This window comes from Agrobacterium sp. (assembly GCF_059499945.1).
Genome location: NZ_JCABZP010000010.1, coordinates 1 through 24,272, shown reverse-complemented (window position 1 = coordinate 24,272; position 24,272 = coordinate 1). Strand labels below are relative to the sequence as shown.

Annotated in this window: 18 protein-coding genes; 2 read left to right on the top strand and 16 right to left on the bottom strand. The window is 59.4% G+C overall.

What is annotated here, in order from left to right; all coding sequences use genetic code 11:
- The first annotated feature begins 6 nt into the window (after nt 1-6).
- Together AC5I5B_RS06660 and AC5I5B_RS06655 are read left to right on the top strand one after the other, a co-directional pair.
- Entirely contained in the window at nt 7-1,290 is a 1,284-nt protein-coding gene (locus AC5I5B_RS06660; protein WP_111834312.1) for a DNA polymerase IV, read from the top strand.
- A gap of 169 nt (nt 1,291-1,459) precedes the next feature.
- Entirely contained in the window at nt 1,460-2,698 is a 1,239-nt protein-coding gene (locus AC5I5B_RS06655) for a L,D-transpeptidase family protein (RefSeq protein ID WP_111834311.1), read from the top strand.
- Between the two features lie 21 nt (nt 2,699-2,719).
- Here the strand turns inward: AC5I5B_RS06655 and dnaE are convergent, their stop codons facing one another.
- From dnaE to AC5I5B_RS06575, 16 genes are all read right to left on the bottom strand, one after another.
- On the bottom strand, nt 2,720-6,223 hold the full coding sequence (dnaE, locus tag AC5I5B_RS06650; RefSeq protein WP_111834310.1) for a DNA polymerase III subunit alpha: 3,504 nt from the start codon (nt 6,221-6,223) through the stop codon (nt 2,720-2,722).
- 539 nt (nt 6,224-6,762) lie between these two features.
- Nucleotides 6,763-7,446: an ABC transporter ATP-binding protein gene (locus tag AC5I5B_RS06645; RefSeq protein ID WP_003502409.1), complete on the bottom strand. Its 684-nt coding sequence runs from the start codon at nt 7,444-7,446 to the stop codon at nt 6,763-6,765.
- 15 nt (nt 7,447-7,461) lie between these two features.
- Nucleotides 7,462-8,769, bottom strand: coding sequence for a lipoprotein-releasing ABC transporter permease subunit (locus tag AC5I5B_RS06640; protein ID WP_003502407.1), 1,308 nt, complete (start codon nt 8,767-8,769; stop codon nt 7,462-7,464).
- A 124-nt stretch (nt 8,770-8,893) separates the two neighbouring features.
- Nucleotides 8,894-10,216: a proline--tRNA ligase gene (gene proS / locus AC5I5B_RS06635; protein WP_003502405.1), complete on the bottom strand. Its 1,323-nt coding sequence runs from the start codon at nt 10,214-10,216 to the stop codon at nt 8,894-8,896.
- A 667-nt stretch (nt 10,217-10,883) separates the two neighbouring features.
- A complete protein-coding gene (locus tag AC5I5B_RS06630) occupies nt 10,884-11,189 on the bottom strand; it encodes a DUF1467 family protein (protein ID WP_003502403.1) in 306 nt (101 codons plus the stop codon).
- Nucleotides 11,190-11,468: 279 nt separating this feature from the next.
- A complete protein-coding gene (locus tag AC5I5B_RS06625) occupies nt 11,469-13,136 on the bottom strand; it encodes a ribonuclease J (protein WP_003502399.1) in 1,668 nt (555 codons plus the stop codon).
- A 203-nt stretch (nt 13,137-13,339) separates the two neighbouring features.
- Nucleotides 13,340-14,080 (bottom strand): biotin--[acetyl-CoA-carboxylase] ligase, encoded by a 741-nt coding sequence (locus AC5I5B_RS06620; protein ID WP_162695518.1) that lies wholly within the window; start codon nt 14,078-14,080, stop codon nt 13,340-13,342.
- 26 nt (nt 14,081-14,106) lie between these two features.
- Nucleotides 14,107-15,549, bottom strand: coding sequence for an NADH-quinone oxidoreductase subunit NuoN (gene nuoN / locus AC5I5B_RS06615; RefSeq protein ID WP_003502395.1), 1,443 nt, complete (start codon nt 15,547-15,549; stop codon nt 14,107-14,109).
- 18 nt (nt 15,550-15,567) lie between these two features.
- Nucleotides 15,568-17,079 (bottom strand): NADH-quinone oxidoreductase subunit M, encoded by a 1,512-nt coding sequence (locus AC5I5B_RS06610; protein WP_080866092.1) that lies wholly within the window; start codon nt 17,077-17,079, stop codon nt 15,568-15,570.
- Complete coding sequence (gene nuoL, locus AC5I5B_RS06605) at nt 17,079-19,076, bottom strand: NADH-quinone oxidoreductase subunit L (RefSeq protein ID WP_035261474.1); 1,998 nt, start codon at nt 19,074-19,076, stop codon at nt 17,079-17,081. The genes AC5I5B_RS06610 and nuoL overlap by 1 nt, the downstream gene beginning before the upstream one ends.
- Nucleotides 19,077-19,083: 7 nt before the next feature.
- Nucleotides 19,084-19,392, bottom strand: coding sequence for an NADH-quinone oxidoreductase subunit NuoK (nuoK, locus tag AC5I5B_RS06600; RefSeq protein ID WP_003502389.1), 309 nt, complete (start codon nt 19,390-19,392; stop codon nt 19,084-19,086).
- 29 nt (nt 19,393-19,421) lie between these two features.
- Nucleotides 19,422-20,036, bottom strand: a complete 615-nt coding sequence (locus AC5I5B_RS06595; protein ID WP_003502387.1) for an NADH-quinone oxidoreductase subunit J — start codon at nt 20,034-20,036, stop codon at nt 19,422-19,424.
- A gap of 136 nt (nt 20,037-20,172) precedes the next feature.
- Nucleotides 20,173-20,664, bottom strand: coding sequence for an NADH-quinone oxidoreductase subunit NuoI (gene nuoI, locus AC5I5B_RS06590; RefSeq protein ID WP_003502385.1), 492 nt, complete (start codon nt 20,662-20,664; stop codon nt 20,173-20,175).
- A 36-nt stretch (nt 20,665-20,700) separates the two neighbouring features.
- Nucleotides 20,701-21,747, bottom strand: a complete 1,047-nt coding sequence (gene nuoH, locus AC5I5B_RS06585; protein ID WP_060724098.1) for an NADH-quinone oxidoreductase subunit NuoH — start codon at nt 21,745-21,747, stop codon at nt 20,701-20,703.
- A 12-nt stretch (nt 21,748-21,759) separates the two neighbouring features.
- Nucleotides 21,760-23,841, bottom strand: a complete 2,082-nt coding sequence (gene nuoG, locus AC5I5B_RS06580; protein ID WP_041694373.1) for an NADH-quinone oxidoreductase subunit NuoG — start codon at nt 23,839-23,841, stop codon at nt 21,760-21,762.
- A 155-nt stretch (nt 23,842-23,996) separates the two neighbouring features.
- Nucleotides 23,997-24,272 (bottom strand): NADH-ubiquinone oxidoreductase-F iron-sulfur binding region domain-containing protein (locus AC5I5B_RS06575; protein ID WP_495752605.1); only part of this gene is annotated, 276 nt, incomplete at its 5' end.

Below are 24,272 nucleotides of genomic sequence, written 5' to 3'. Positions count from 1 at the left end.
CGGCTCATGTCCACGTCGCACCCTTATGATCCCGGTTTTTGCCGCGACTGTCTGGCCGGCCAGCCAGAAGGGTTGAGGCGTTGCCGCGCCTGTGGCAGCCCGCGCCTTGTTTATCACGCCGAACTCTACGATCTGAGCATCGCCCATATCGACTGCGACGCCTTTTATGCCTCTGTTGAAAAACGGGATAATCCGGAACTGGCCGACAAGCCTGTCATCATTGGCGGCGGCAAGCGCGGGGTCGTTTCCACCGCCTGTTATATCGCCCGCATTCAGGGCGTGCGCTCCGCAATGCCCATGTTCAAGGCGCTGGAAGCCTGTCCTGACGCGGTGGTCATCAAGCCGGACATGGAGAAATACAGCCGTGTCGGGCGCGAAATCCGGGCGATGATGCAGGAATTGACGCCGCTCGTGCAGCCAATTTCCATAGACGAGGCCTTTCTCGATCTTTACGGCACCGAGAGGCTGCATCACGATCCACCGGCCCGTGTGCTGGCGAAATTCGCCCGTCGCGTGGAAAAGGAAGTGGGCGTGACCGTTTCAGCCGGGCTTTCCTATTGCAAATTTCTCGCCAAGGTCGCGTCCGACCTGCAAAAACCGCGCGGCTTTTCAGTGATCGGTGAAGCGGAAGCGCTGTCCTTTCTGGCGGCGCGGCCGGTAACCACCATCTGGGGCGTGGGCAAGGCCTTTGCGGCGACGCTGGAAGCGGACGGTATCCGCATGATCGCGCAGCTGCAAGAGATGGAGGAAAGCGAGCTGATGCGCCGTTATGGCGTGATGGGGCAGCGCCTCTTCCGGCTTTCCCGCGGCATTGACGAGCGGCACGTGCATAATAACGACCCCGTCAAAAGCGTGTCTTCCGAAACCACCTTTTTCAACGATATTTCCCGCCATGAGGATCTGGTGCCGATCCTGCGCTCTCTATCCGAAAAGGTTGCCTGGCGGCTGAAGAAAAGCGGCATTGCCGGTCAGACGGTGGTGCTGAAGATGAAGACGGCCGACTTCAAGCTCCGCACCCGCAACCGCAGGCTGGACGATCCCACGCAGCTTGCCGACCGGATTTTCCGCACCGGCCTCTCGCTGCTGGAGAAAGAAACCGACGGCACCAAATTTCGCCTCATCGGCATTGGCGTCAGCGATCTGCGCGATGCGGGCCTCGCCGACCCTCCCGATCTCGTCGACAGACAGGCGGGACGGCGGGCGGCGGCGGAAGCGGCGATGGACAAGCTGCGCGACAAGTTCGGCAAGGGCAGCGTCGAGACCGGCTATACTTTCGGAACACGCAAATAATGCCCGCTGGGTTGTGCGAAGGGTCGCGCAATCTGGCCCCCGTCACGTCGTGCCCGATATATTTTAGATTTTACACAAATTAGTGATGTTCGGGATAAGCCGTCCTTAAACTTCATTAAACTTCGCGTGGTTGAGTGAGGCAAGTTTTGTGCATGTGGTGTATTGCGTCATGTCCCTTCGCCTCCGTCTTATGGCTGGCATGCTGTCGGCCAGCATTCTCGCCTTTCCGGCGCTTGCCGCTGACAGCCGCGCGCTGCAGATTCTGGTATCAAAAAGCGATCAGTCGCTCTCGCTTTATGAAAATGGCGAAATCATCGCCACCTCGAAAGTCTCCACCGGCAAGGCCGGTCATGAGACGCCGAGCGGCATATTCTCCATTCTGGAAAAGCGGAAATACCACGAGTCGAATATCTATTCGGCTGCACCCATGCCCTTCATGCAGCGGCTGACATGGTCCGGTATCGCGCTGCACGAAGGCAAGGTGCCGAACTATGCGGCCTCGCATGGCTGCGTGCGCCTGCCTTCCAAATTCGCCAAGTCACTTTTCGGCGACACGCGCACTGGCGTCCATGTCATCATCACCGACCGCCCGGTCTCGTTGCGTTTCGTACAGCACCCGGCGCTGTTTGTTCCACGCGACGATGCCGATGACGGCAAGCTGCTTCTTTCGGATGTGGAGTTGCGCCCGGCGACATTCGATGCAGCCTTGGGCACGGTTGAGGTTGCCGTCAATGAAAAGACCCAGTCCCTCAAGCCGGCGGCGAAGGCCAGAGAACCCTCACCCCTGCGCATTCTCATCACCCGGCGTGGCGAGCGCGAAAAGGTGATGGATATTCAAACCGTGCTGACCCGTCTCGGCTTCGATGCTGGTTCTGCCGATGGTTACACCGGAGAGATGACGATCAGCGCAATCAATGGTTTCAAGCGCTGGAAGGGGCTGAAGACCACCGGGCCGCTTCTGACCGACGCCTTCGTGGCGGCGCTTTATGCCTCCGCCGGTGAAGACCATCCGCCGACCGGCCAGATCATGGTGCGGCAGGATTTCAAACCGCTGTTCGAAGCAGCCATCGACATCAAGGACCCGGAAGTGGCGCTCGGAACCCACTTCTTCGAGGCTGTTACCGTGGACCGCGCGGCTGGAACTGCCGAATGGAACGGCGTGACGCTCGAAAACCACCTGCCGGCGGCAGCCCGCAAGCGGCTCGGAATCACCGTTACCGAAGCCCCTGGCGGCTTCGATCAATTGAGCGCCGTGCTCAGCCGCCTCGAAATACCCGCAGAGATACGCAGCCGTATCGAACAGGAGCTTTCAAGCGGCAGCTCGATCACCGTTTCCGACATTAGTCACCAGATGGAAACAGGCGCCGGAACGGACTTCATCACCGTTACGAAAGAAGGGCCGGTATGAGCGACGTGTGAGGCGCGAGCCTCACACCAGTTCCACGTCAACGACACCGGGTGCGGACCGCAGCGCAGCGGCGATTTCCGGCGAGATACGGTATTTCTCCGTCAGTTCCACCTCGATCTCGCGGCTGCCTTCATCCTTGATGACGATGAAATAGACCGAGCCGTCACCCTTGGTGTTGAGATGGCGGGCGACCGTTTTCAGCGGACCGGAATCGCGCACATAAACGCGCAGAGCCTTCTGCATCTGCACGGATTTCTCTTCAAGCGACTGCGCCGTCTGTATACGCAGGCCGATGCCTTCCGGGCGCTCTTCCGCCTGCACGGTGATAACAAGCGATTTGCCGACTTCCAGCAGATCCCGGAACTGGCCGAGCCCTTCGGAAAACAGCACCGCCTCATATTGCCCTGATGCATCCGAGAAGGTGACGATTCCCATCTTGTTGCCGGTGCGGGTCTTGCGTTCCTGCTTGCCGGTGACGGTGCCGGCCAGACGCCCGGCGGTCGCACCCTGTTTCACCGCCGCTGAAAAATCGGCGAAATTCTGCACCCGCAACTTTTCCAGCACGGGGCGATAGGTATCGAGAGGATGGGCGGTGAGGTAAAAACCGAGAACCTGATATTCACGCAGCAGTTTTTCCGAAGCGAGCCAGGGCTGGAAAGCGGGCAGGACAAGCTTTTCCGGGCCGTTGCCGCCGCCGGAACCGAACATGTCCGACTGGCCGATGGTGCGATTGTTCTGCGCCATCTGCGCATAACCGATAATGCGGTCCAGCCCGCCGATCAGTTCGGCGCGGTCGCGGCCGAAACAATCGAAAGCGCCGGCATTGATCAGGCTTTCCAGCACACGGCGGTTGATCTGTTTGGGGTCAATGCGCAGGCAGAAATCCTCAAGGCTCGTGAACGGCTTGCCGTCGCGAACCTGGACGATGTGTTCCACCGCACCCTCGCCTACGCCCTTGATGGCGGCCAGCGAATAATAGATGCGGTTTTCACCCGTCTCGAACTGGCGGAAGGACGTCTGCACCGAAGGTGCGACGACCTCGATGCCAAGGCGGCCTGCATCCTGCCGGAAATCGTTGAGCTTTTCCGTGTTCGCCATATCGAGCGTCATGGAGGCCGCGAGGAACTCTACCGGATAATGCGCCTTCATATAGGCGGTCTGGTAGGACACGATGGCGTAGGCGGCGGCATGACTCTTGTTGAAGCCGTAATTGGCGAATTTCGCCAGAAGGTCGAAGATGGTGTTGGCTTGCGGCTTCGAGACGCCATTCTTGATGGCGCCATCGACGAAGCGCTCACGCTGCTGGTCCATCTCCTCCTTGATCTTCTTGCCCATGGCGCGGCGCAGAAGATCGGCTTCGCCGAGCGAATAACCTGACAGGACCTGGGCGATCTGCATCACCTGTTCCTGATAGACGATAACGCCCTGCGTTTCCTTGAGCAGATGGTCGATGGTCGGGTGGATTGATTCCAGCTCCTCCTCGCCATGTTTGCGGGCGTTATAAACCGGGATGTTTTCCATCGGGCCGGGACGATAAAGCGCCACCAGCGCGATGATGTCCTCGATGCAGTCCGGCCGCATGCCGATCAGCGCCTTGCGCATGCCGGCACTTTCCACCTGGAACACGCCGATGGTTTCGCCGCGCGACAGCATCTCGTAAGTTTTGGCGTCATCCAGCGGGATGGCGGCAAGATCAACCTTGATGCCGCGCTTGGCGACGAAATCCACCGCCACCTTCAGCACCGTCAGCGTCTTCAGACCGAGGAAGTCGAATTTGACGAGGCCGGCGCTTTCCACCCATTTCATGTTGAACTGGGTGACCGGCATATCGGATCGCGGATCGCGATACATCGGCACCAGCTTGGAGAGCGGCCGATCGCCAATGACGATACCGGCGGCGTGGGTGGAGGCGTGACGGTAAAGCCCCTCAATCTTCTGGGCGATATCCAAGAGGCGGGCGACGACCGGCTCCTTGTCCGCCTCTTCCTGCAGGCGCGGCTCTTCCTCGATCGCTTTTGACAGCGGCGTCGGATTGGCCGGGTTGTTGGGCACCAGCTTGCAGATCTTGTCCACCTGCCCATAGGGCATTTCCAGCACGCGGCCGACATCACGCAAGGCCGCGCGCGCCTGCAGCGAACCGAAGGTGATGATCTGCGCCACCTGCTCACGGCCATATTTGGCCTGCACGTAACGGATCACCTCTTCACGGCGGTCCTGGCAGAAGTCGATATCGAAGTCGGGCATCGATACGCGTTCGGGATTGAGAAAGCGTTCGAACAGCAGCGAGAAGCGCAGGGGGTCGACGTCGGTAATGGTAAGCGCGTAAGCGACAAGCGAACCCGCACCCGAACCACGGCCAGGGCCTACCGGAATATCATGCTGCTTGGCCCATTTGATGAAGTCGGCAACGATCAGGAAGTAACCGGGAAACTTCATGCGCGAGATGACGCCGAGTTCGAAATCCAGCCTGTCGCGATACTCCTGCTCCGTATAACCGGCCGCCATGCCGAGCGCTGCCAGCCGCTGATCCAGCCCCTCTACTGCCTGGCGGCGAAGCTCCTCGGCTTCAGCGCGTTCCGCCGCTTCGGGGTCGTCGCTGGCGCCGGTGAAGCGCGGCAGGATCGGGCCACGCTTCTTCAGCACGAAGGAGCAGCGGAGCGCGATCTCGACAGTGTTTTCGAGCGCCTCGGGAATGTCGGCAAAAAGCGCCACCATCTCCTCACGACTCTTGAGGTAATGGTCGGGCGTCAACCGAAACCGGCTGTCATCGGAGACGATGGCGTTGTGCGCCACCGCCATCAGCGCATCATGCGCCTCGTAATCAGCCTTGGAGGGGAAGAACGCTTCATTGGTGGCAACCAGCGGAATATCATGCTCGTAAGCAAGGCCGATCATGCGCCGTTCATGGGAACGGTCGTAGCCGGACTGGCGCTGCAATTCGATGTAGAGACTGTCCCCGAAGAGTGACTTCAATGTCAGCAGCCGCTCTTTCGCCTGCGCTGCATGGCCTTCCTTCAAGGCCATATCCACCGGTCCGCCAGAAGCGCCCGTCAGCGCGATCAAGCCGGCATTGGAGGCTTCCTCCAGCCATGCGCGGGTAATATGCACGGAATGACCGCCACTGCCCTCGCCTTCCAGATAGGCGCGGCTGACGATATCCACCAGCCGCTCATAACCTTCGGCATTGGCGGCCAGTAGAACGATGGCGGGAAGTTTCTGAAGATGGCTGTTGTGGTTGCGGCGATCCTCCGCCGCATCCTGCATGTCGATCGACAGCTGGCAGCCGATGATCGGCTGCAGACCCTCATCGCGCGCCTTTTCGGAAAACTCCAGCGCGACGAAGAGGTTGTTGGTGTCGGTAATGGCAATGGCCGGCTGGCCGTCGGCGACGGCCTTGGACATGATTTTCTTGAGGGGCAACGCCCCCTCAAGCAGGGAATAAGCGGAATGAACCCGAAGATGGACGAAACCGGGCGTCTTCAACGTTTCGCCAGAGATCTCTCCACGCATAACCGTATCGCCCATATCATCATCCTGTCATTCTGAATCGAGGGGGCGATTTTCCGATTTCCGGCGCTTAATGTCCACCGCTTTGCGGCGTCCATACAGGCTTCTGCGCCGGTGTCTTCTTCACAGGGCGGTGAGGATCACCGAGAAGCTGGCAACAAAGACAGCGATGGAAGCGAAAGCAGCAACGTCACGGATGAAATCAGTCATTGGTCTCTCCTTACTCGTTATGTTCCAACTTTGTTCTCATTTTGTTCGATTGTCAACAGGGTTCTGCTGATATTCCTCTTGCTAATGTACGAGAATCGCCTTCGGTTCCGATCAAGGGAACGGCAAGCCGCTGACTCCAAAGCGAAAAACCCGAAGGCAAAAAACGCCTCCGGGTTCGGAAAAAAATCAAATTCAGAGAACAGCTATTCTTCAGGAGGCGCCGGAGAGATTGATCCGGGCTCGCGACGGTTCGTCCTCGTTCCCTCACGGCAACGACCAGCGTAGTCGTTCCGGTCGCTCCGGAAGGCATGGTGATGCGCGAGGATCATCCCCGCGCAATCCCATGGTCAGAAATCGACGATCTTCCCGTCGGCGAGCGTTACGCGCCGGTCCATGCGGGCGGCGAGTTCATGATTGTGGGTGGCAATCAGCGCCGCGAGGCCAGATTGGCGCACCAGCGCCTCCAGCGCGTCGAATACATAATGCGCGGTCTCCGGATCGAGATTGCCGGTCGGCTCGTCGGCGAGCAGCAGGAGCGGCGCGTTGGCGACGGCGCGGGCAATGGCGACACGCTGCTGTTCACCGCCCGAGAGTTCGGCCGGACGGTGTTCGCCGCGATGCCCCACACGCATATAGTCGAGCAGCGCGCTGGCGCGCTTGCGAGCTTCAGCCTGGGTGAGACCGGCGATGAGCTGCGGCATCATCACATTTTCCACCGCCGAGAATTCCGGCAGGAGGTGATGGAACTGATAAACGAAGCCGATATCGCTGCGGCGGATCGCGGTGCGCGTTTCATCCGGCAGGCCGTTGCAGGGCGCGTCGTTAATATAGACCTCGCCGGCATCGGGATGTTCCAGCAGGCCTGCCAGATGCAGCAGCGTCGATTTGCCGGTGCCTGAAGGGGCGACCAGCGCCACCATCTCACCGCTCTTCAATTCAAAATCGGCCTTGCGCAGAATGGAAAGCGACGTCTCGCCCTGACCATAGGTTCTCTCAACGCCGGTGAGCCGCAGCACTGTTTTTTTTGCCATATTGCGAAGCGGTCCTTATTCGTAACGCAGGGCCTGCACCGGATCGAGCTTGGAAGCCCGCCATGCCGGGAAGATCGTTGCCAGGAAAGAGAGCGTGAGCGCCATGATGACAACGGAAATCGTTTCGCTGATATCCATTTCTGCCGGAAGCTGGCTCAAGAAATAAAGCTGCGGGTCAAACAGCACCGTGCCCGAAATCCAGGAGAAGAACTGCCGGATGGATTCCACGTTGAGGCAGACGATGACGCCGAGCGCCACACCGGCGAAGGTGCCGACCATACCGATGGCCGCACCTGTCATGAAGAAGATGCGCATCACCGCGCCCGAACTTGCGCCCATGGTGCGCAGAATGGCGATATCGCTGCCCTTGTCCTTCACCAGCATGATGAGGCCGGAAATGATGTTCAGCGCCGCCACCAACACGATGAGGGTGAGGATCATGAACATGACGTTTCGTTCCACCTGCAGGGCGGAGAAGAAGGTCTGGTTCCGCTGCCTCCAGTCGGTAATGTAGATCTGCCTTTCGGCCGCCTGCTCCACCAGCGGACGGATGCCATCGACATCATCCGGGCGGCTCACATAAAGCTCGATGGATTGCACGATGCCGTCGGCATTGAAATAAAGCTGGGCTTCGGACAGAGGCATATAGATCATCGATGCGTCGTATTCCGACATGCCGATCTCGAAGACACCGGAAATCTTGTAAGATTTGACGCGCGGATTGACGCCCATCGGCGTTACGTCACCTTCTGGTGATATGAGGGTGATATCGTCACCCGCCGTAACACCAAGCTGGGCGGCGAGCCTGGAGCCGACGAGAACGCCGTCACCCGCCATGAAGCCGACGAGGTCGCCGGTCTTGATGTTGGTGGCGACTTCCTTGACCTTGTCGATATCCTCCTGGCGCACACCGCGCACCAGAGCGCCGGAACCCGCACCGCCACGACCGGAAGCCAATGTCTGGCCCTCCACCAGCGGCAGAGCCATGGTGACGCCGGGTACGGCGGCGAATTTCTTAGCCAGCTCATCATAATTATTGAAGGGCTGGTCAATCGGCTGCACGATCATATGGCCGTTGATACCGAGAATGCGGGAAATCAGCTCCGTGCGGAACCCGTTCATGACAGCCATGACGATGATAAGCGTCGCCACGCCCAGCATGATGCCGACAAAGGAAAAACCGGCGATGACGGAAATGAATGCTTCCTTGCGCCGCGATCGCAGATAGCGCCAGGCCACCATACGTTCGAAAGCGGAAAACGGCCGGGCGGTCTTTGCCCCGGCGGAAACAGCCGCACCCTTGTCAGCCTCGGCTTGTGCCATGTCGTCTCCCTGATCTCAAACTGCAAGGCCGGTCTTTTCCGAAAACCGGCCCATATTTCTGCTGCATCTGCGCTACGAAACCGGAGCGGACTTCGGGTGAAGCCGCTCCGTCTTCCATTCGCGCTTAGGCGAGCACCTTGTTCATCGCCGCCTCGATCGTCACGGTCTCCCGCTCGCCGGTCTTGCGATCCTTCACTTCGACTTCGCCATTCGCGACCGAACGCGGGCCGACGATGATCTGCAGCGGCACGCCGATCAGATCAGCGGTGGCGAATTTCTGGCCCGCCCGGTCGTCCGTATCGTCGTAGAGAACATCCTTGCCGGCGTTGGAGAGCTGATAATACAGCTTTTCACAGGCCGCATCGCAGGCCGCATCGCCAGCCTTCATGTTGATGATCACGACGTCGAAAGGAGCGACCGAGGCCGGCCAGATGATTCCGTTCTCGTCATGCGATGCTTCAATGATGGCGGGAACAAGGCGTGTCGGCCCGATGCCATAAGAACCCATGTGGACGGGGTGTTCCTTGCCGTCCTTGCCCTGCACTTTCGCGCCCATCGGCTCGGAATATTTGGTGCCGAAATAGAAGATGTGCCCAACCTCGATGCCGCGCGCGGAAAGGCGCTCGCCTTCGGGAATGGCGTCATAGGCGGCTTCGTCGTGCATTTCGGACGTGGCTGCGTAATCGGTCGTCCACTCGTCGAACACGCCCTGCAGCGCCGCGACATCGTCGAAATCGGTGCTTTCAGCTGGAATGCCTCGGTCGAGGAAGCTCTTGTGGCAGAAGACTTCGGATTCGCCGGTATCGGCCAGAATGATGAACTCATGGCTGTGATTGCCGCCGATCGGGCCGGTATCGGCGCGCATGGGAATAGCGCGCAGGCCAAGGCGCTCAAAGGTCCGCAGGTAAGCCACGAACATCTTGTTATAGGAATGGATCGCGTCTTCCTTGGTCAGGTCGAAGGAATAGGCGTCCTTCATCAGGAACTCGCGCGAACGCATCGTGCCGAAACGGGGACGCACCTCGTCGCGGAACTTCAGCTGGATATGATAGAGGTTCAGCGGCAGGTTCTTGTAGGACTTCACATAGGAACGGAAGATGTCGGTGATCATCTCCTCGTTGGTGGGGCCATAGAGCATCTGGCGGTCCTGGCGGTCCTTGATGCGCAGCATTTCCTTGCCATAGTCGTCATAACGGCCGCTCTCCTGCCAGAGTTCGGCGGTCTGCAGCGTCGGCATCAGAAGCTCGATGGCGCCGGAACGGTCCTGCTCCTCGCGGATGATCTTGTTGACCTTGTCCAGCACGCGCTTGCCGAGCGGCAACCAGGAATAGATGCCAGCCGATTGCTGCCGGATCATGCCGGCGCGCAGCATGAGGCGGTGAGAGACAATCTCGGCTTCCTTGGGGTTTTCCTTCAGGATGGGCAGGAAATAACGGCTAAGACGCATGACGGCTTCCATTGATGTGGACGACAGCGCCAAAAGGCGCGGGAATCGCCCCGAATAGAGGGATATTGGCGCCGGATATAGCGGTTTCTGACCCAGATGAAAACCCGCCATGCAAAGAGCGTTAAGGCGATTTTGTGGTATTTTCACGATAGCTAATTCGCGTCAAAACGCTTTGGCCGGAATATTATTCTTGATCCGGTGCGACAAATTGCACCACAGAGAATTTTTTGCCGACTGTAACAAATATGCAAAAAATGAGATGACAAGCATGGGGGTTTGAGCTAGCTTTAGCTTACAAAAGAGGCAGGAAGTTTAAATTCTTGTCATTTTCGCGGTCAGTCTTGGGAGGATCAGATCTTAGGCGCGCTCGTTCGCAGCCCCGGTAACGGTTACAGATCACGCGAAACCTGAAAACAAGGCTGAAAGGCCTTGTTTTTTTTTGCTTCTGCACGCATTTCCCTGCTCCCGGCCATCAATCCCAGTAGAATTACGGCGATGAATCAGGCACCCGGCAAGCTCCTGCTGTGTGCACGATAGATATGACATCCATATGACAGAGTCTCAGCCAGATTCACGGCAGACTGCCCCTTGCATAGGCAGGCGCTTCGGCTTGCTATCAGGTTGAGGGCGCAGATGTAGGCGGGGGCGGACATTGCCCGCGCTTTTTTCAGTCGAAAACGGGAATAATTCTCGGCAGGTCATCAAGGCTGACACCGAACCACCAGGTTCCGCCATACCAGATCCCGCAGATCAAGGCCGAGATCAGGGTCGTCCACAACACGATACGTCCGCCCTTGAAGCTGGATGGCGCGCTGGCAACCGTCCCCAGCGCCACATCGCCCTCATCGTCCTGGGTGCGCAGGCCAATCGGCAGCACGATAAAAAGCACCGTCCACCAGACGATGAAATAAACGGCGAAGACCGAAAGAAGCGGCATGTGATCCTCCTGCACAATGCGCTTCTTGTAACGCATTCATCCGCAAACCGGAATCAATTCCCTGCAAGATGCATAAAAAGCCTTGGAAAGAGGAACAGAACCGCGCTTTGAGCAGGCACACTCAGGTCGCCGACAAAGGCGGACGATCTCTCTTCCGTCATGCCGGCCCCCGGAACAAGCCCGAGGATGATCCGGCATCCAGCCACGGCGCGTCTGCGCCGTGAAAGGAGTCTTTACGCGATCAAGGACTTGATCGCGCTGGACCCCGGATCTAGTCCGGGGTGACGGCATGCGGATGATACCCCGCTTTCCGGCTCAGACCTTCGTGACGAAAACCGTCACGATCGGCTTCTTGCCCCAGCTCTGATTGGCGGCGGCGCGCACGGCGCGGCGCACCGCTTCACGCAGCAGCTCCAGATCCTTGCGGCGGGCGCGCGGAATGCTTTCGACAGCGCCGAGCACGGCGTCATAAAGCGTGTCTTCCATCGCCTCATCCTCGTCATCGAATTCCGGCAGGCCGAAAGGCACCACATCGGGATCGCCGAGGAAATCGTAACGGCTGTCCAGCACGACATTGACCGCAACATGGCCGGCGAAAGAAAGCTTGCGGCGATTGCTGATGCCCATCTCGTCCATGTCACCGACGAGATTGCCGTCCTTGAAGACGCGGCCATGCGGCACGTCGTCGATAACCTCGGCCGGGCCGGGAGCAAGGCGCAGAACATTTCCGTTGCGCACCTTCGGTACCTGCGAAATGCCGGCCTGTTCGGCCAGTTCCTTCTGCGCCACCAGATGCGCCGCCTCACCATGCACAGGCACGACGATCTGCGGCTTCGTCCACTCATACATCTTCAGAAGTTCATTACGGCGCGGATGGCCGGAGACATGCACCAGCGCCTCATTGTCCGTGACAATGTGCACGCCCTGCTCGATCAGGCCGTTCTTGATCTCGATGATCGCCTTTTCGTTGCCGGGAATGGCGCGTGAGGAAAATACGACAGTATCTCCCGACGCGAGCGCCACATTGCGCATCTCGTCGCGGGAAAGCTTGGCGAGCGCTGCGCGCGGTTCGCCCTGCGAACCGGTCAGGATCAGCACCACACGGTCGCGCGGAATATAACCATATTCATCTTCTGCGAGGAACGGCTTGATGCCTTCCATGATGCCGAGATCCTGCGAGACATTGACGACCCGCTTCAGCGACGAGCCCAGCAGCAGCACCTCGCGGCCCGCGGCCTCAGCAGCCTGCGCAATCGAACGGATGCGCCCGACATTGGAGGAGAAGGTGGTGACCGCCACGCGGCCTTCGGCATTTTCGATGATCTGGCGCAGGCCTTCGGAAACCTCGTGTTCGGAGGGCGACACACCATCGCGCACCGAATTGGTGCTGTCGCACATCAATGCCAGCACACCCTCTTCGCCGATGGCGCGGAAGCGCGCCTCATCCGTCAACGGCCCGAGCGACGGCGCTTCGTCGATCTTCCAGTCACCGGTGTGGATGACATTGCCGAGCGGCGTGCGAATGACCAGCGACATCGGCTCGGGAATGGAGTGGTTGACGCCAACAGCTTCGATTTCGAACGGCCCGACATTGATACGGTCGCCAGCCTTGAAGATCGTTACCGGAATTTCGGCGCGCGTGCCCTCATAAGCGCGCTTGGCTTCCAGCATGCCGGCGGTGAAAGGCGAGGCATAAACCGGGACATTGAGGCCGGGCCACAGATCATTCAGCGCGCCATAATGGTCCTCATGGGCGTGGGTGATGATGATGCCCTTGAGGTTCTTCTTCTGCTCGGCGATATAGCTGATGTCAGGCAGAACGAGATCGACGCCCGGCAGATCGAGACCGGCGAATGTCACGCCGCAATCCACCATGATCCATTGGCGCTTGCTTTCCGGCCCATAGCCGTAAAGCGCCAGATTCATGCCGATTTCACCCACACCGCCGAGCGGTATAAAGACCAGTTCGTCCTGTTTAGCCATTATTTTTCTTATCCATTCACGAAAGCACGCGGACGACGGCATTTTGCCGTGCCCACCGCCTCTATCCAGCATCGGACCTGTTAAACCATCTGATCGACCGGGCCGATGCGGAACCGGTTTGTCACCCTGCATTTCATGAGCCGCAGGAAAGCTCCAACCTCTGGAACCGGTTCGGCGCGGCTTCCTGGGCCGCGCCGTTCACCTCATCCGAAAAATACGTCGCCGGCGGCGATGGAGCGCCTGGCGCCCTCGTCTTCATCCAGCAGCAGATAACCATTATCATCAATTCCGACGAAACGCCCGCCAATCGAACGATCAGGGAAATTGACGGTGATATGTTCGCCAATACCGCAAGCGGCCGCCCGCCAGCCGGTCATTATGCCGGAAACACCCCTGCCCTCGTCCCAGTCCCGCAGCACATCAGCCGTCTCGCGGAAGAGATGGGCGAACAGCTCGTCGGGCGAGCAGGACGCGCCATGTTCGGAGAGCATGGTGACGGGATAAAGCGGATTGTCCGGCTTATGGGCGATATTGATACCGATGCCGATGACGATGGCGCGCCGGCCGTCAGGCAGCAGCTCCGCTTCCATCAGGATGCCGCAGGTCTTGCGGCGACCGATCAGCACGTCATTCGGCCATTTGATCTCCAGCGGTTCACCATTCGTCGGCAGCACCGCGCGAACGGCGCGATAGACTGCAAGCGCAAAAGCGAGCGGCAGGGAGCCGATGCGGTCCATCGGCGCGAGATCGATCAGAAGAAGCGATGCGTAGAGATTGCCGGGTTCGGAAACCCATGGCCGGCCGCGACGGCCGCGGCCGCCGGTCTGGCGGATGGCGGTAACCCACAGATTGCCGCCATCGCCTGCCCTTGCCCGGGCAAAACATTCCAGATTGGTCGATGGCGTTTCCGCCATCGCCTCGTGCCGGAAATCATCGATGGACATCCGACCCGTATGCTTGTGTGTGCTGCTCAAAAGAAGGTCTTCGCCGCAACAGTCACCGCGTTGCCGAGCGCACCGCCAAAGACGATGAAGGCGACAACGAACAGGGCCGAAAGCGCATAAACGACTTTCAGTTCGCCAGCCGGACGCTCGAACTTGTCCTTGGCCTCATCGAACCACATGACCTTGACGACGCGGATATAGTAGTAGGCGCCGACCACGGAGCCGATCACGCCGATGATGGCGAGCGGATAGAGCTTCGCTTCAATGGCGGCGAGGAAGACGTAATACTTGCCGAAGAAGCCGGCGAGCGGTGGAATGCCGGCAAGCGAGAACATCAGGATCGTCAGCACAACCGCCATGAAGGGGTTGGAAGATGAAAGACCGGCGAGATCCTCGACAGTCTCGACATTGCCGATTTCCTTGCGGCGCATGGAGAGAATGCAGGCGAAGGTGCCGAGCGTCATGACCATGTAGATAGTCATGTAGAGAATAACGCCCGAGATACCGGCTTCGGTGCCGGCGGCAAGACCAACCAGCGCGTAACCCATGTGACCGATGGAGGAATAGGCCATCAGGCGCTTGATGTTCTTCTGGCCGATCGCGGCGAAGGAGCCGAGCAGCATGGAGGCGATGGAAATGAAGACGACAATCTGCTGCCAGTCGGCAAAGACCGGCTGGAAAGCCTCGATGACGATGCGCACGAGGATCGCCATGGCGCCGATCTTGGGCGCGGCCGAGAGGAATGCCGTGACCGGGGTCGGCGCACCTTCATAGACGTCCGGCGTCCACATGTGGAACGGCACGGCCGAGATCTTGAATGCCAGACCGGCGAGAACGAAGACCAGGCCGAAAACGAGGCCGAGCGAACGGGTTTCGGCCGCCAGAACCTGCGCGATTTCGGTGAAGCCGGTATTGCCGGTGAAGCCGTAGACCAGCGACATGCCATAGAGCAGCATGCCGGAGGAGAGCGCGCCGAGCACGAAGTACTTCAGACCCGCTTCCGTGGAGCGCAGGCTTTCGCGGTTGATGGCGCAGACGACGTAGAGCGCCAGCGACTGCAGTTCCAGCGCCATATAGAGCGAGATCAGGTTGTTGGCCGAGATCATCAGCAGGATGCCGAGGGTCGCGAGAACCAGCAATACCGGATATTCGAAACGGCCGATCGGCTCGAAACGGCCCTGGCCGACGGCCAGGATCATGGCGGTGATGGAGCCGATCAGCGCCAGTACCTTCATGAAGTTGCCGAAGGCATCGGCGATGTAGACACCGCCGAAAGCCACGCCCGATGCGGGGGCAAAGATGATCCAGAGACCGACGACGAGCAGGAGGGCAACGGCAAGGCCGGTGACCGTCGTTGTCGACTTGTCGCCCGAGAAGACACCAATCATGAGCAGCGCCAGCGCGCCGACCGCAAGGATCAGCTCGGGCGTCGCAATGTGCAGACTGGCAAAAAGGATTTCAGCGGTCATGTCCAACGGGTCCTGTCGTCAATTCATAGTGAGCGCAACATTTTGCGCCGCCTGCAGTGCAGCCGTATAGTTGTTTACCAGAAGATCGACCGATGCGGCGGTGGCATCGAAAACCGGAGCCGGATAGACGCCGAAGAAGATCGTCAGGACAACCAGCGGGTAAAGGATGACCTTTTCGCGGGTCGAAAGGTCGAGCATGCTTTTAAGGCTTTCCTTCTCCAGCGCGCCGAAAATCACGCGGCGGTAAAGCCACAGCGCATAAGCGGCCGAGAGGATAACGCCGGTTGCCGCAAAGAGCGCGACCAGCGTGTTGGCGCGGAATACGCCGATCAGCGTCAGGAATTCACCGACGAAGCCGGAGGTGCCGGGCAGACCGACATTGGCCATGGTGAAGATCATGAAGGCGACGGCATATTTCGGCATATTGTTGACGAGACCGCCATAGGCCGAAATCTCGCGGGTGTGCAGCCGGTCATAAACCACGCCGACGCAGAGGAAGAGCGCGCCCGACACGATGCCGTGCGACAGCATCTGGAAGATTGCGCCCTGCACGCCCTGCACGTTGGCGGCGAAGATACCCATGGTCACGTAACCCATGTGGGCAACGGAGGAATAGGCGATCAGCTTCTTGATGTCGTCCTGCATCATCGCCACCAGCGAGGTGTAGATGATGGCGAGAACCGACAGCGTGAAGACGAAGGGTGCGAAATAATCAGACGCCAGCGGGAACATCGACAGCGAGAAACGGATGAAACCATAACCGCCGAGCTTCAGCATGACGCCGGCAAGGATGACAGAACCTGCGGTCGGCGCCTGAACGTGGGCATCCGGCAGCCAGGTGTGAACCGGCCACATCGGCATCTTGACCGAGAATGCTGCGAAACAGGCAAGCCATAGCCAGGTCTGCATGCCGGCCGGGAAGCCGTACTTCAGAAGTTCGGTCATGTCGGTCGTACCCGCCTGCCAGTACATCGCCATGATGGCGAGCATGGTCAGAACCGAGCCGAGAAGCGTGTAGAGGAAGAACTTGTAGGATGCGTAGACGCGATCCTTGCCGCCCCAGACGCCGATGATGATGAACATCGGGATCAGCGTCGCTTCGAAGAAAACGTAGAAGAGAACCGTATCCAGCGCCACAAAGACGCCGATCATGACCACTTCCAGAAGCAGGAAGGCAATCATGTATTCCTTGATGCGCTTTTCGATCGAATCCCAGCTTGCCAGCACGCAGAAGGGCATGAGGAAGGTGGTGAGGATGACGAACAGCATGGAGATGCCGTCGACACCGAGATGATAGGCGGCAATGTTGCCGAACCAGGCATGCTTCTCGACCATCTGGAAGCCGGGGTTCGAATTGTCGAAACCGATCCAGATGAACAGCGACACGATGAAGGTGAAGACGGTCGTCAGCAGCGAGACATTGAGAATGTTGCGGCGACCATAGGGGCCGTTCTCATTCGTCAGAAGCAGCAGCACCACGCCGACGAGCGGCAGAAAGGTGACCGTTGAAAGAATGGGCCAATCGGTCATCAGAGGGCACTCCCGAGCATCATCCAGGTGACAAGCGCCGCGATGCCGATCAGCATCGCAAAGGCATAGTGATAAAGGTAACCGGATTGCAGGCGGACCATGCGGTTGGTCACGTCAACCACACGCGCTGCAATGCCGTTCGGTCCATAGTGGTCGATGACGGCGACGTCGCCCTTCTTCCACAGGAAGCGGCCAAGCGCCTTTGCGGAGCGAACGAAGAGGAAGTCATAGAGTTCGTCGAAGTACCACTTGTTGAGAAGGAACTGGTAGAGGCCACGATGGGTCTCGGCCAGACGCTTCGGCGTCTCGGGCGACTTGATGTACATGTACCAGGCGGTCACGAAACCAAGGGCCATGGCGAAGAACGGGCTCCACTTCACCCACAGCGGAACATGGTGGAACTCTTCGAGGATCTCGTTTTCCGGAAGCGTGAACAAAGCGCCCTTCCAGAACTCGGCATATTCATGGCCGAAGAAATAACCTTCGAAGGCCACACCGGCGAAGATCGCACCGACGGTGAGGATGAAGAGCGGGATCAGCATGACCATCGGCGATTCATGCACATGGTGCATGACGTCGGCGGAAGCGCGCGGCTTGCCGAAGAAGGTCATGAAGGCCAGACGCCAGGAGTAGAAGCTGGTGAAGAGCGCCGCGATGACCAGCAGCGTAAAGGCGACGCCCGAGAGAACCGAATGCGAAGCATAAGCGGACTCGATGATGACGTCCTTCGAGAAGAAGCCGGCAAAACCGATCATCGTGCCCGGAATACCAACGCCGGTCAGCGCCAGCGTGCCGACGGTCATGGTCCAGAAGGTGATGGGGATATGCTTGCGCAGGCCGCCCATGTAACGCATGTCCTGCTCGCCATCGACGGCATGGATGACCGAGCCGGCGCACAAGAACAGCAGGGCCTTGAAGAAGGCGTGCGTGAAGAGGTGGAACACGGCAGCGCCATAAGCGCCGACGCCGAGCGCCACGAACATGTAACCGAGCTGCGAGCAGGTCGAATAGGCGATGACGCGCTTGATGTCGTTCTGTACGAGGCCGACGGTTGCCGCGAAGAAGGCGGTGATCGCACCGATCAGCGTCACGACGGTCAGCGCATCATGCGACAGTTCGAAGAGCGGCGACATGCGGGCGACGAGGAAGACGCCGGCGGTGACCATGGTTGCGGCGTGAATGAGGGCAGACACCGGGGTCGGGCCCTCCATCGCGTCCGGCAGCCAGGTGTGCAGCAGGAACTGCGCCGATTTACCCATCGCGCCCATGAAGAGCAGCAGGCACACGCCCGTCATCGCATTGGCCTTGTCCAGCTGCATGCCGAACAGGTTGATGACGGTTTCCGAGGAGGCAGCGCCTTCAGCCGGCAGATAGGTCGCAGCGGCAGCGAAGATCGTTTCGAAATTGATCGAGCCGAACAGCACGAACACGCCACCAATGCCGAGAATGAAGCCGAAGTCACCCACGCGGTTGACGATGAAGGCCTTCATGGCGGCAGCCGATGCGGACGGCTTCTTGAACCAGAAACCGATCAGCAGATAGGACGCCAGACCCACGCCTTCCCAGCCGAAGAACATCTGCAGCAGGTTGTCGGAGGTCACCAGCATCAGCATGGCGAAGGTGAAGAGCGACAGATAGGCGAAGAAACGCGGACGATGCGGATCGTGGTGCATGTATCCGATCGAATAGAGATGCACCAGCGTCGAAACCGTGTTGACGACGACGAACATGACGGCCGTCAGCGTGTCGATGCGGAAGGCCCATTCGACATCGATGCCGCCGGACTGGATCCAGCGCAGCACGGTGACCTTAATCACCTCGCCCGGCTCGCCATGGGCGAGCGCGACGGTGAAGAAGACGATCCAGGACAGGATGGCGACCACGATCATCAGACCGGTGGTGACATATTCCGAAGCCTTGGCGCCGATGGAGCGGCCGAACAGGCCGGCGATCAGGAAGCCGATCAGTGGAAGAAAGACGATAGCCTTGTAGATCATAGCCTTATCAGCCCTTCATCATATTGACGTCTTCGACGGCGATCGATCCGCGGTTGCGGTAGAAGACAACGAGTATTGCAAGACCGATGGCCGCTTCGGCGGCTGCGACGGTCAGAATGAACAAAGCGAAGACCTGACCGACGATATCGTTCAGGAAGGCCGAGAAGGCCACCATGTTGATGTTGACCGCAAGCAGGATGAGTTCGATCGACATGAGGATGACGATGACGTTCTTCCGGTTGAGGAAGATGCCGAAGACGCCGATCGTGAAGAGGATCGCGCTGACCGTCAGATAGTGGGAAAGACCGATTACCATATTGTGTTTCCTTGAATCCGTTCGCGCCTTCAGATGCCCTGACCCGGCTTGACCTTGACCGTGGTGACGGCGGTCTTCGGGTCACGGCCGACCTGCGTGGATACATCCTGCCGCTTGATGTCAGTGCGATGACGCAGCGTCAGCACGATGGCGCCGATCATGGCCACCAGCAGCACGAGACCGGCGAGCTGGAAGAAGTAGATGTAATTGGTATAGAGCACATCACCCAGCGCGGCCGTATTGGTGCGCTCGGTCACCGGCGGGATCGGCATGGTGATCGATTTCGCCGCCTGCGGGTTGAGCACGCTGCCGCCGACAACGACGATCAGCTCCGCCGCGAGGATGACGCCGATCAGCGCGCCGATCGGGGCGTATTGCAGCACGCCGGAGCGCAGCTCCGCAAAATCCACATCCAGCATCATGACGACGAAGAGGAAGAGCACCGCGACAGCGCCGACATAAACCACCAGCAGGATCATGCCGAGGAACTCGGCTCCCGTCAGCAGGAACAGCGCGGCTGCGTTGAAGAAGGTCAAAATCAGAAACAGCACCGAATGAACAGGGTTCTTCGATGCAATGACCATGAACGCAGACGCCACGGCGACGAAAGCGAATATATAAAAGAATACAGCGTGCAGACCCATCTTGGTGCCTTCTTGTCCTCATCGGGAGAAGATGGCCGAAAGCCCCCTCACCCGTTTCGTCCCCGCCGGCGAAAACCGCGCAGGCATTTTACTTTTCATCGCTTTCCGGAGGCTCCCCCGGAAAGACGGTTGCGCCTTAACGGTAAGGCGCATCCAGTGCGAGGTTGCGTGCGATTTCACGCTCCCAGCGGTCGCCATTGTCGAGAAGCTTCTGCTTGTCGAAATAAAGCTCCTCGCGGGTTTCCGTCGCGAATTCGAAGTTCGGGCCTTCGACGATGGCGTCGACCGGGCAGGCTTCCTGGCAGAAGCCGCAATAGATGCACTTCACCATGTCGATGTCGTAACGCACCGTGCGGCGGGTGCCGTCGTTGCGGCGCGGGCCGGCTTCGATGGTGATCGCCTGAGCAGGACAGATAGCTTCACACAGCTTGCAGGCGATGCAGCGTTCCTCACCGTTGGGATAACGGCGCAGCGCATGTTCGCCGCGGAAGCGCGGAGACACCGGGCCCTTTTCAAAGGGATAGTTCACCGTCGCCTTCTGTTTGAAGAAGTGGCGCATCGTCAGGAAGATCGCACCGACGAACTCCTTGAGGAACAGTGAATTGACGGCTTGGGAAAGGCTTGCCATCTCAAACTCCAGATTTCTGAGCGAGGCGTACGGACATCAACCGGCCCACCCCGTCAGCTTCAATACGAATGCAACAATAACGACCATGGCGAGCGACAGCGGCAGGAACACCTTCCAGCCGAGGCGCATGAGCTGGTCATAACGATAACGCGGAACGAAAGCCTTGGTCAGCGCGATCATGAAGAAGACCATGCAGCCCTTGAGCGCGAACCAGACAATGCCCGGAACCCAGTTCAGGAACCACACATCCACGATCGGCAGCCAGCCGCCCATGAACAGGATCGTCGTCAGGCAGCAGATCAGGACGATCGCAGCATATTCGCCGAGCATGAACATCATGTAAGGCGTGGAGCCATATTCGACCATGTGACCGGCAACCAGTTCCGATTCCGCTTCCGGAAGGTCGAAGGGCGGACGGTTGGTTTCGGCAAGGCCCGAGATGAAGAACACGATGAACATCGGGAACAGCGACAGCCAGTGCCAGTCGAGGAACGAGGCCGGCAGGCCGAGCATCGTACCAAGGCCGGTCTTCTGGGCAAGCACGATATCCGTCAGGTTCAGCGAACCGACGCAGAGCAGCACGGTGACGATGACGAGGCCGATCGACACTTCATAGGACACCATCTGCGCGGCGGAACGAAGCGCGCCGAGGAACGGATACTTCGAGTTGGAAGCCCAACCGCCCATGATGATACCGTACACTTCAAGCGAGGAAATCGCGAAGATGTAGAGGATGCCGACATTGATATTGGCGACGACCCAGCCTTCATTGAACGGAATGACGGCATAGGTGGCAAGCGCCAGCGTCACGGCGACCAGCGGCGCCAGAAGGAAGACGGCCTTGTTGGCGCCGGCCGGAATGACCGGTTCCTTGAGGATGAACTTCAAAAGGTCGGCGAAGGACTGGAAGAGACCGAAGGGACCAACCACGTTCGGACCACGGCGCAGCTGCACGGCTGCCCAGACCTTGCGGTCGGCAAGCAGAAGGAAGGCGATGGCCACCAGAAGGCAAACGAGAAGCAGCAGGGACTGGCCGACCATGATCAGCGCGGGCCAGACGTAGCTCCAGAAAAACGATTCCATAATCCCCTACCCTTACTCTGCCGCAGCCTGGAAATTGTTGCGGGCCAATGCGGAACACTCGGCCATGACGGCGGATGCGCGCGCAATCGGGTTCGTCAAATAAAAGTCTTTTACCGGCGAGGCAAACGCAGACTTATTGAGGCTGCCCGCGCGAGCGGCAAGTGCCTCGACATCCGCGCCGTTGCCGGCAACGATCTCATCGGTTTCCGCCAGATGCGGATGTGCGACATAAAGCTGGCCGCGCAGCGCCGACAGCGAATCGAACGGCAGCTTCTTGCCGAGCACGTCGGAAAGCGCACGCAGGATCGCCCAGTCTTCACGGGCCTCGCCCGGTGCGAAACCGGCGCGGTTGCCCACCTGAACGCGGCCTTCGGTGTTGACCCAGATACCGGATTTTTCGGTATAGGCCGCACCCGGAAGGATGACGTCGGCGTTCATCGCGCCATGGTCGCCGTGGCTGCCGATGTAGACGGTGAACTTGGCTCCCTTGTTCGACAGGTCGATTTCATCGGCGCCGAGCAGGAAGAGAACGTCCATGGACGTTACCATTTCGGCAGCAGCAACACCGCCCTCGCCCGGCACGAAGCCGATGTCGAGACCACCGACGCGGGCAGCGGCAGTGTGAAGCACCGAGAAGCCGTTCCACTCTTCGCTGATTGCGCCAACCGAAACGGCAAGCTTCGCAGCGGCCGCGAGAACGGCTGCACCATCGGCGCGTGCCAGAGCGCCCTGGCCGATGATGATCAGCGGGTTCTTGGCGGACTTCAGCTTCTCAACGAAGCTGTGAGAGCCATTGGCGAGATCGGAAAGCGTTTCCGCGCCGGAGCCGAGATATTCATAATTGTAGCGCAGCTCACCGGCTTCGCCGATCACGCCGATCGGGAAACCACCGCGACGCCAGCGCTTGCGGATACGTGCATTGAGCACGGCCGCTTCATAACGCGGGTTGGCGCCGACGATCAGCAGCGCATCCGCGTGCTCAATGCCTTCGATTGTGGAATTGAACAGGTAGCTGGCGCGACCCAAAGACGGATCAAGCGCTGCGCCATCCTGACGGCAATCGACATTGGCCGAGCCGAGCGACGCCAGAAGCGACTTCAGCGCGAACATTTCCTCGACGGAAGCAAGGTCACCGGCAATCGCGCCGATCTTGCTGCCGCTGGTCGCGGCAACCGCCTGCTTGATAGCGCCGAAGGCTTCGCCCCAGCTTGCGGGCTGCAAGCGGCCATCCTTGCGGACGTAAGGGCGGTCGAGACGCTGCGTCTTCAGGCCGTCCCAGATGAAGCGGCTCTTGTCGGAAATCCACTCTTCGTTGATTGCCTCGTTGACACGCGGCATGACGCGCATGACTTCGCGGCCACGGGTATCGACGCGGATTGCCGAACCGAGAGCGTCCATCACGTCGATGGTTTCGGTCTTGTTCAGTTCCCACGGACGGGCAGTGAAAGCGAAAGGCTTGGAGGTCAGCGCACCGACCGGGCAAAGATCGACGACGTTGCCCTGAAGCTCGGAGGTCATCGCCTGCTCGAGATAGGTGGTGATTTCAGCGTCCTCGCCGCGGCCGATGAGGCCGAGTTCGGCGATGCCGGCAACTTCCGTGGTGAAACGGACGCAGCGCGTGCAGTGGATGCAGCGGTTCATCACCGTCTTGACGAGCGGACCGATATATTTGTCTTCAACCGCACGCTTGTTTTCCGCGTAACGCGAACCGGCAATACCGAAGGCCATAGCCTGGTCCTGCAGGTCGCATTCGCCGCCCTGGTCGCAGATCGGGCAGTCGAGCGGGTGGTTGATGAGAAGGAACTCCATCACGCCTTCGCGGGCCTTCTTGACCATCGGCGTGTTGGTGAAAACTTCAGGCAATTCGCCATTCGGGCCGCCGCGAACGTCGCGCACGCCCATGGCGCAGGATGCGGCGGGCTTGGGCGGTCCGCCCTTCACCTCAATCAGACACATGCGGCAGTTACCCGCGACCGACAAGCGCTCATGAAAACAAAAGCGCGGAACTTCAGCACCAGCCTCCTCGCACGCCTGCAACAGCGTGAAATGATCCGGAACCTCGATCTCTTTACCGTCAACCTTGAGCTTTGCCATGGTTCTACTTACGTCCTGTTGCCTGTTCGTCCCGTGTCTCTCACACGGTCCGCAACAAATCCTTAATCGCGCCCGAGACTTCATCTCGTCGGTCAGGCGCTTCATGGTTTTCCGGCGCCGGGATCATCCCCGCGCCGCATGCAAACTGCGAAAGCTTATTCGGCAGCTTCCAGAACAGCGCCATCATCCATGGCCCTGTAGGTATATTGGTCGATGCGCTTTTCGATTTCCGGACGGAAATTGCGGATCAGCGCCTGTACCGGCCATGCGGCGGCGTCGCCGAGCGCACAGATGGTGTGGCCTTCGATCTGCTTCGTCACTTCGAACAGCATGTCGATTTCGCGCTTCTGCGCGTTGCCCTTCACCATGCGTTCCAGCACGCGCCACATCCAGCCGGTGCCTTCACGGCACGGCGTGCACTGGCCGCAGCT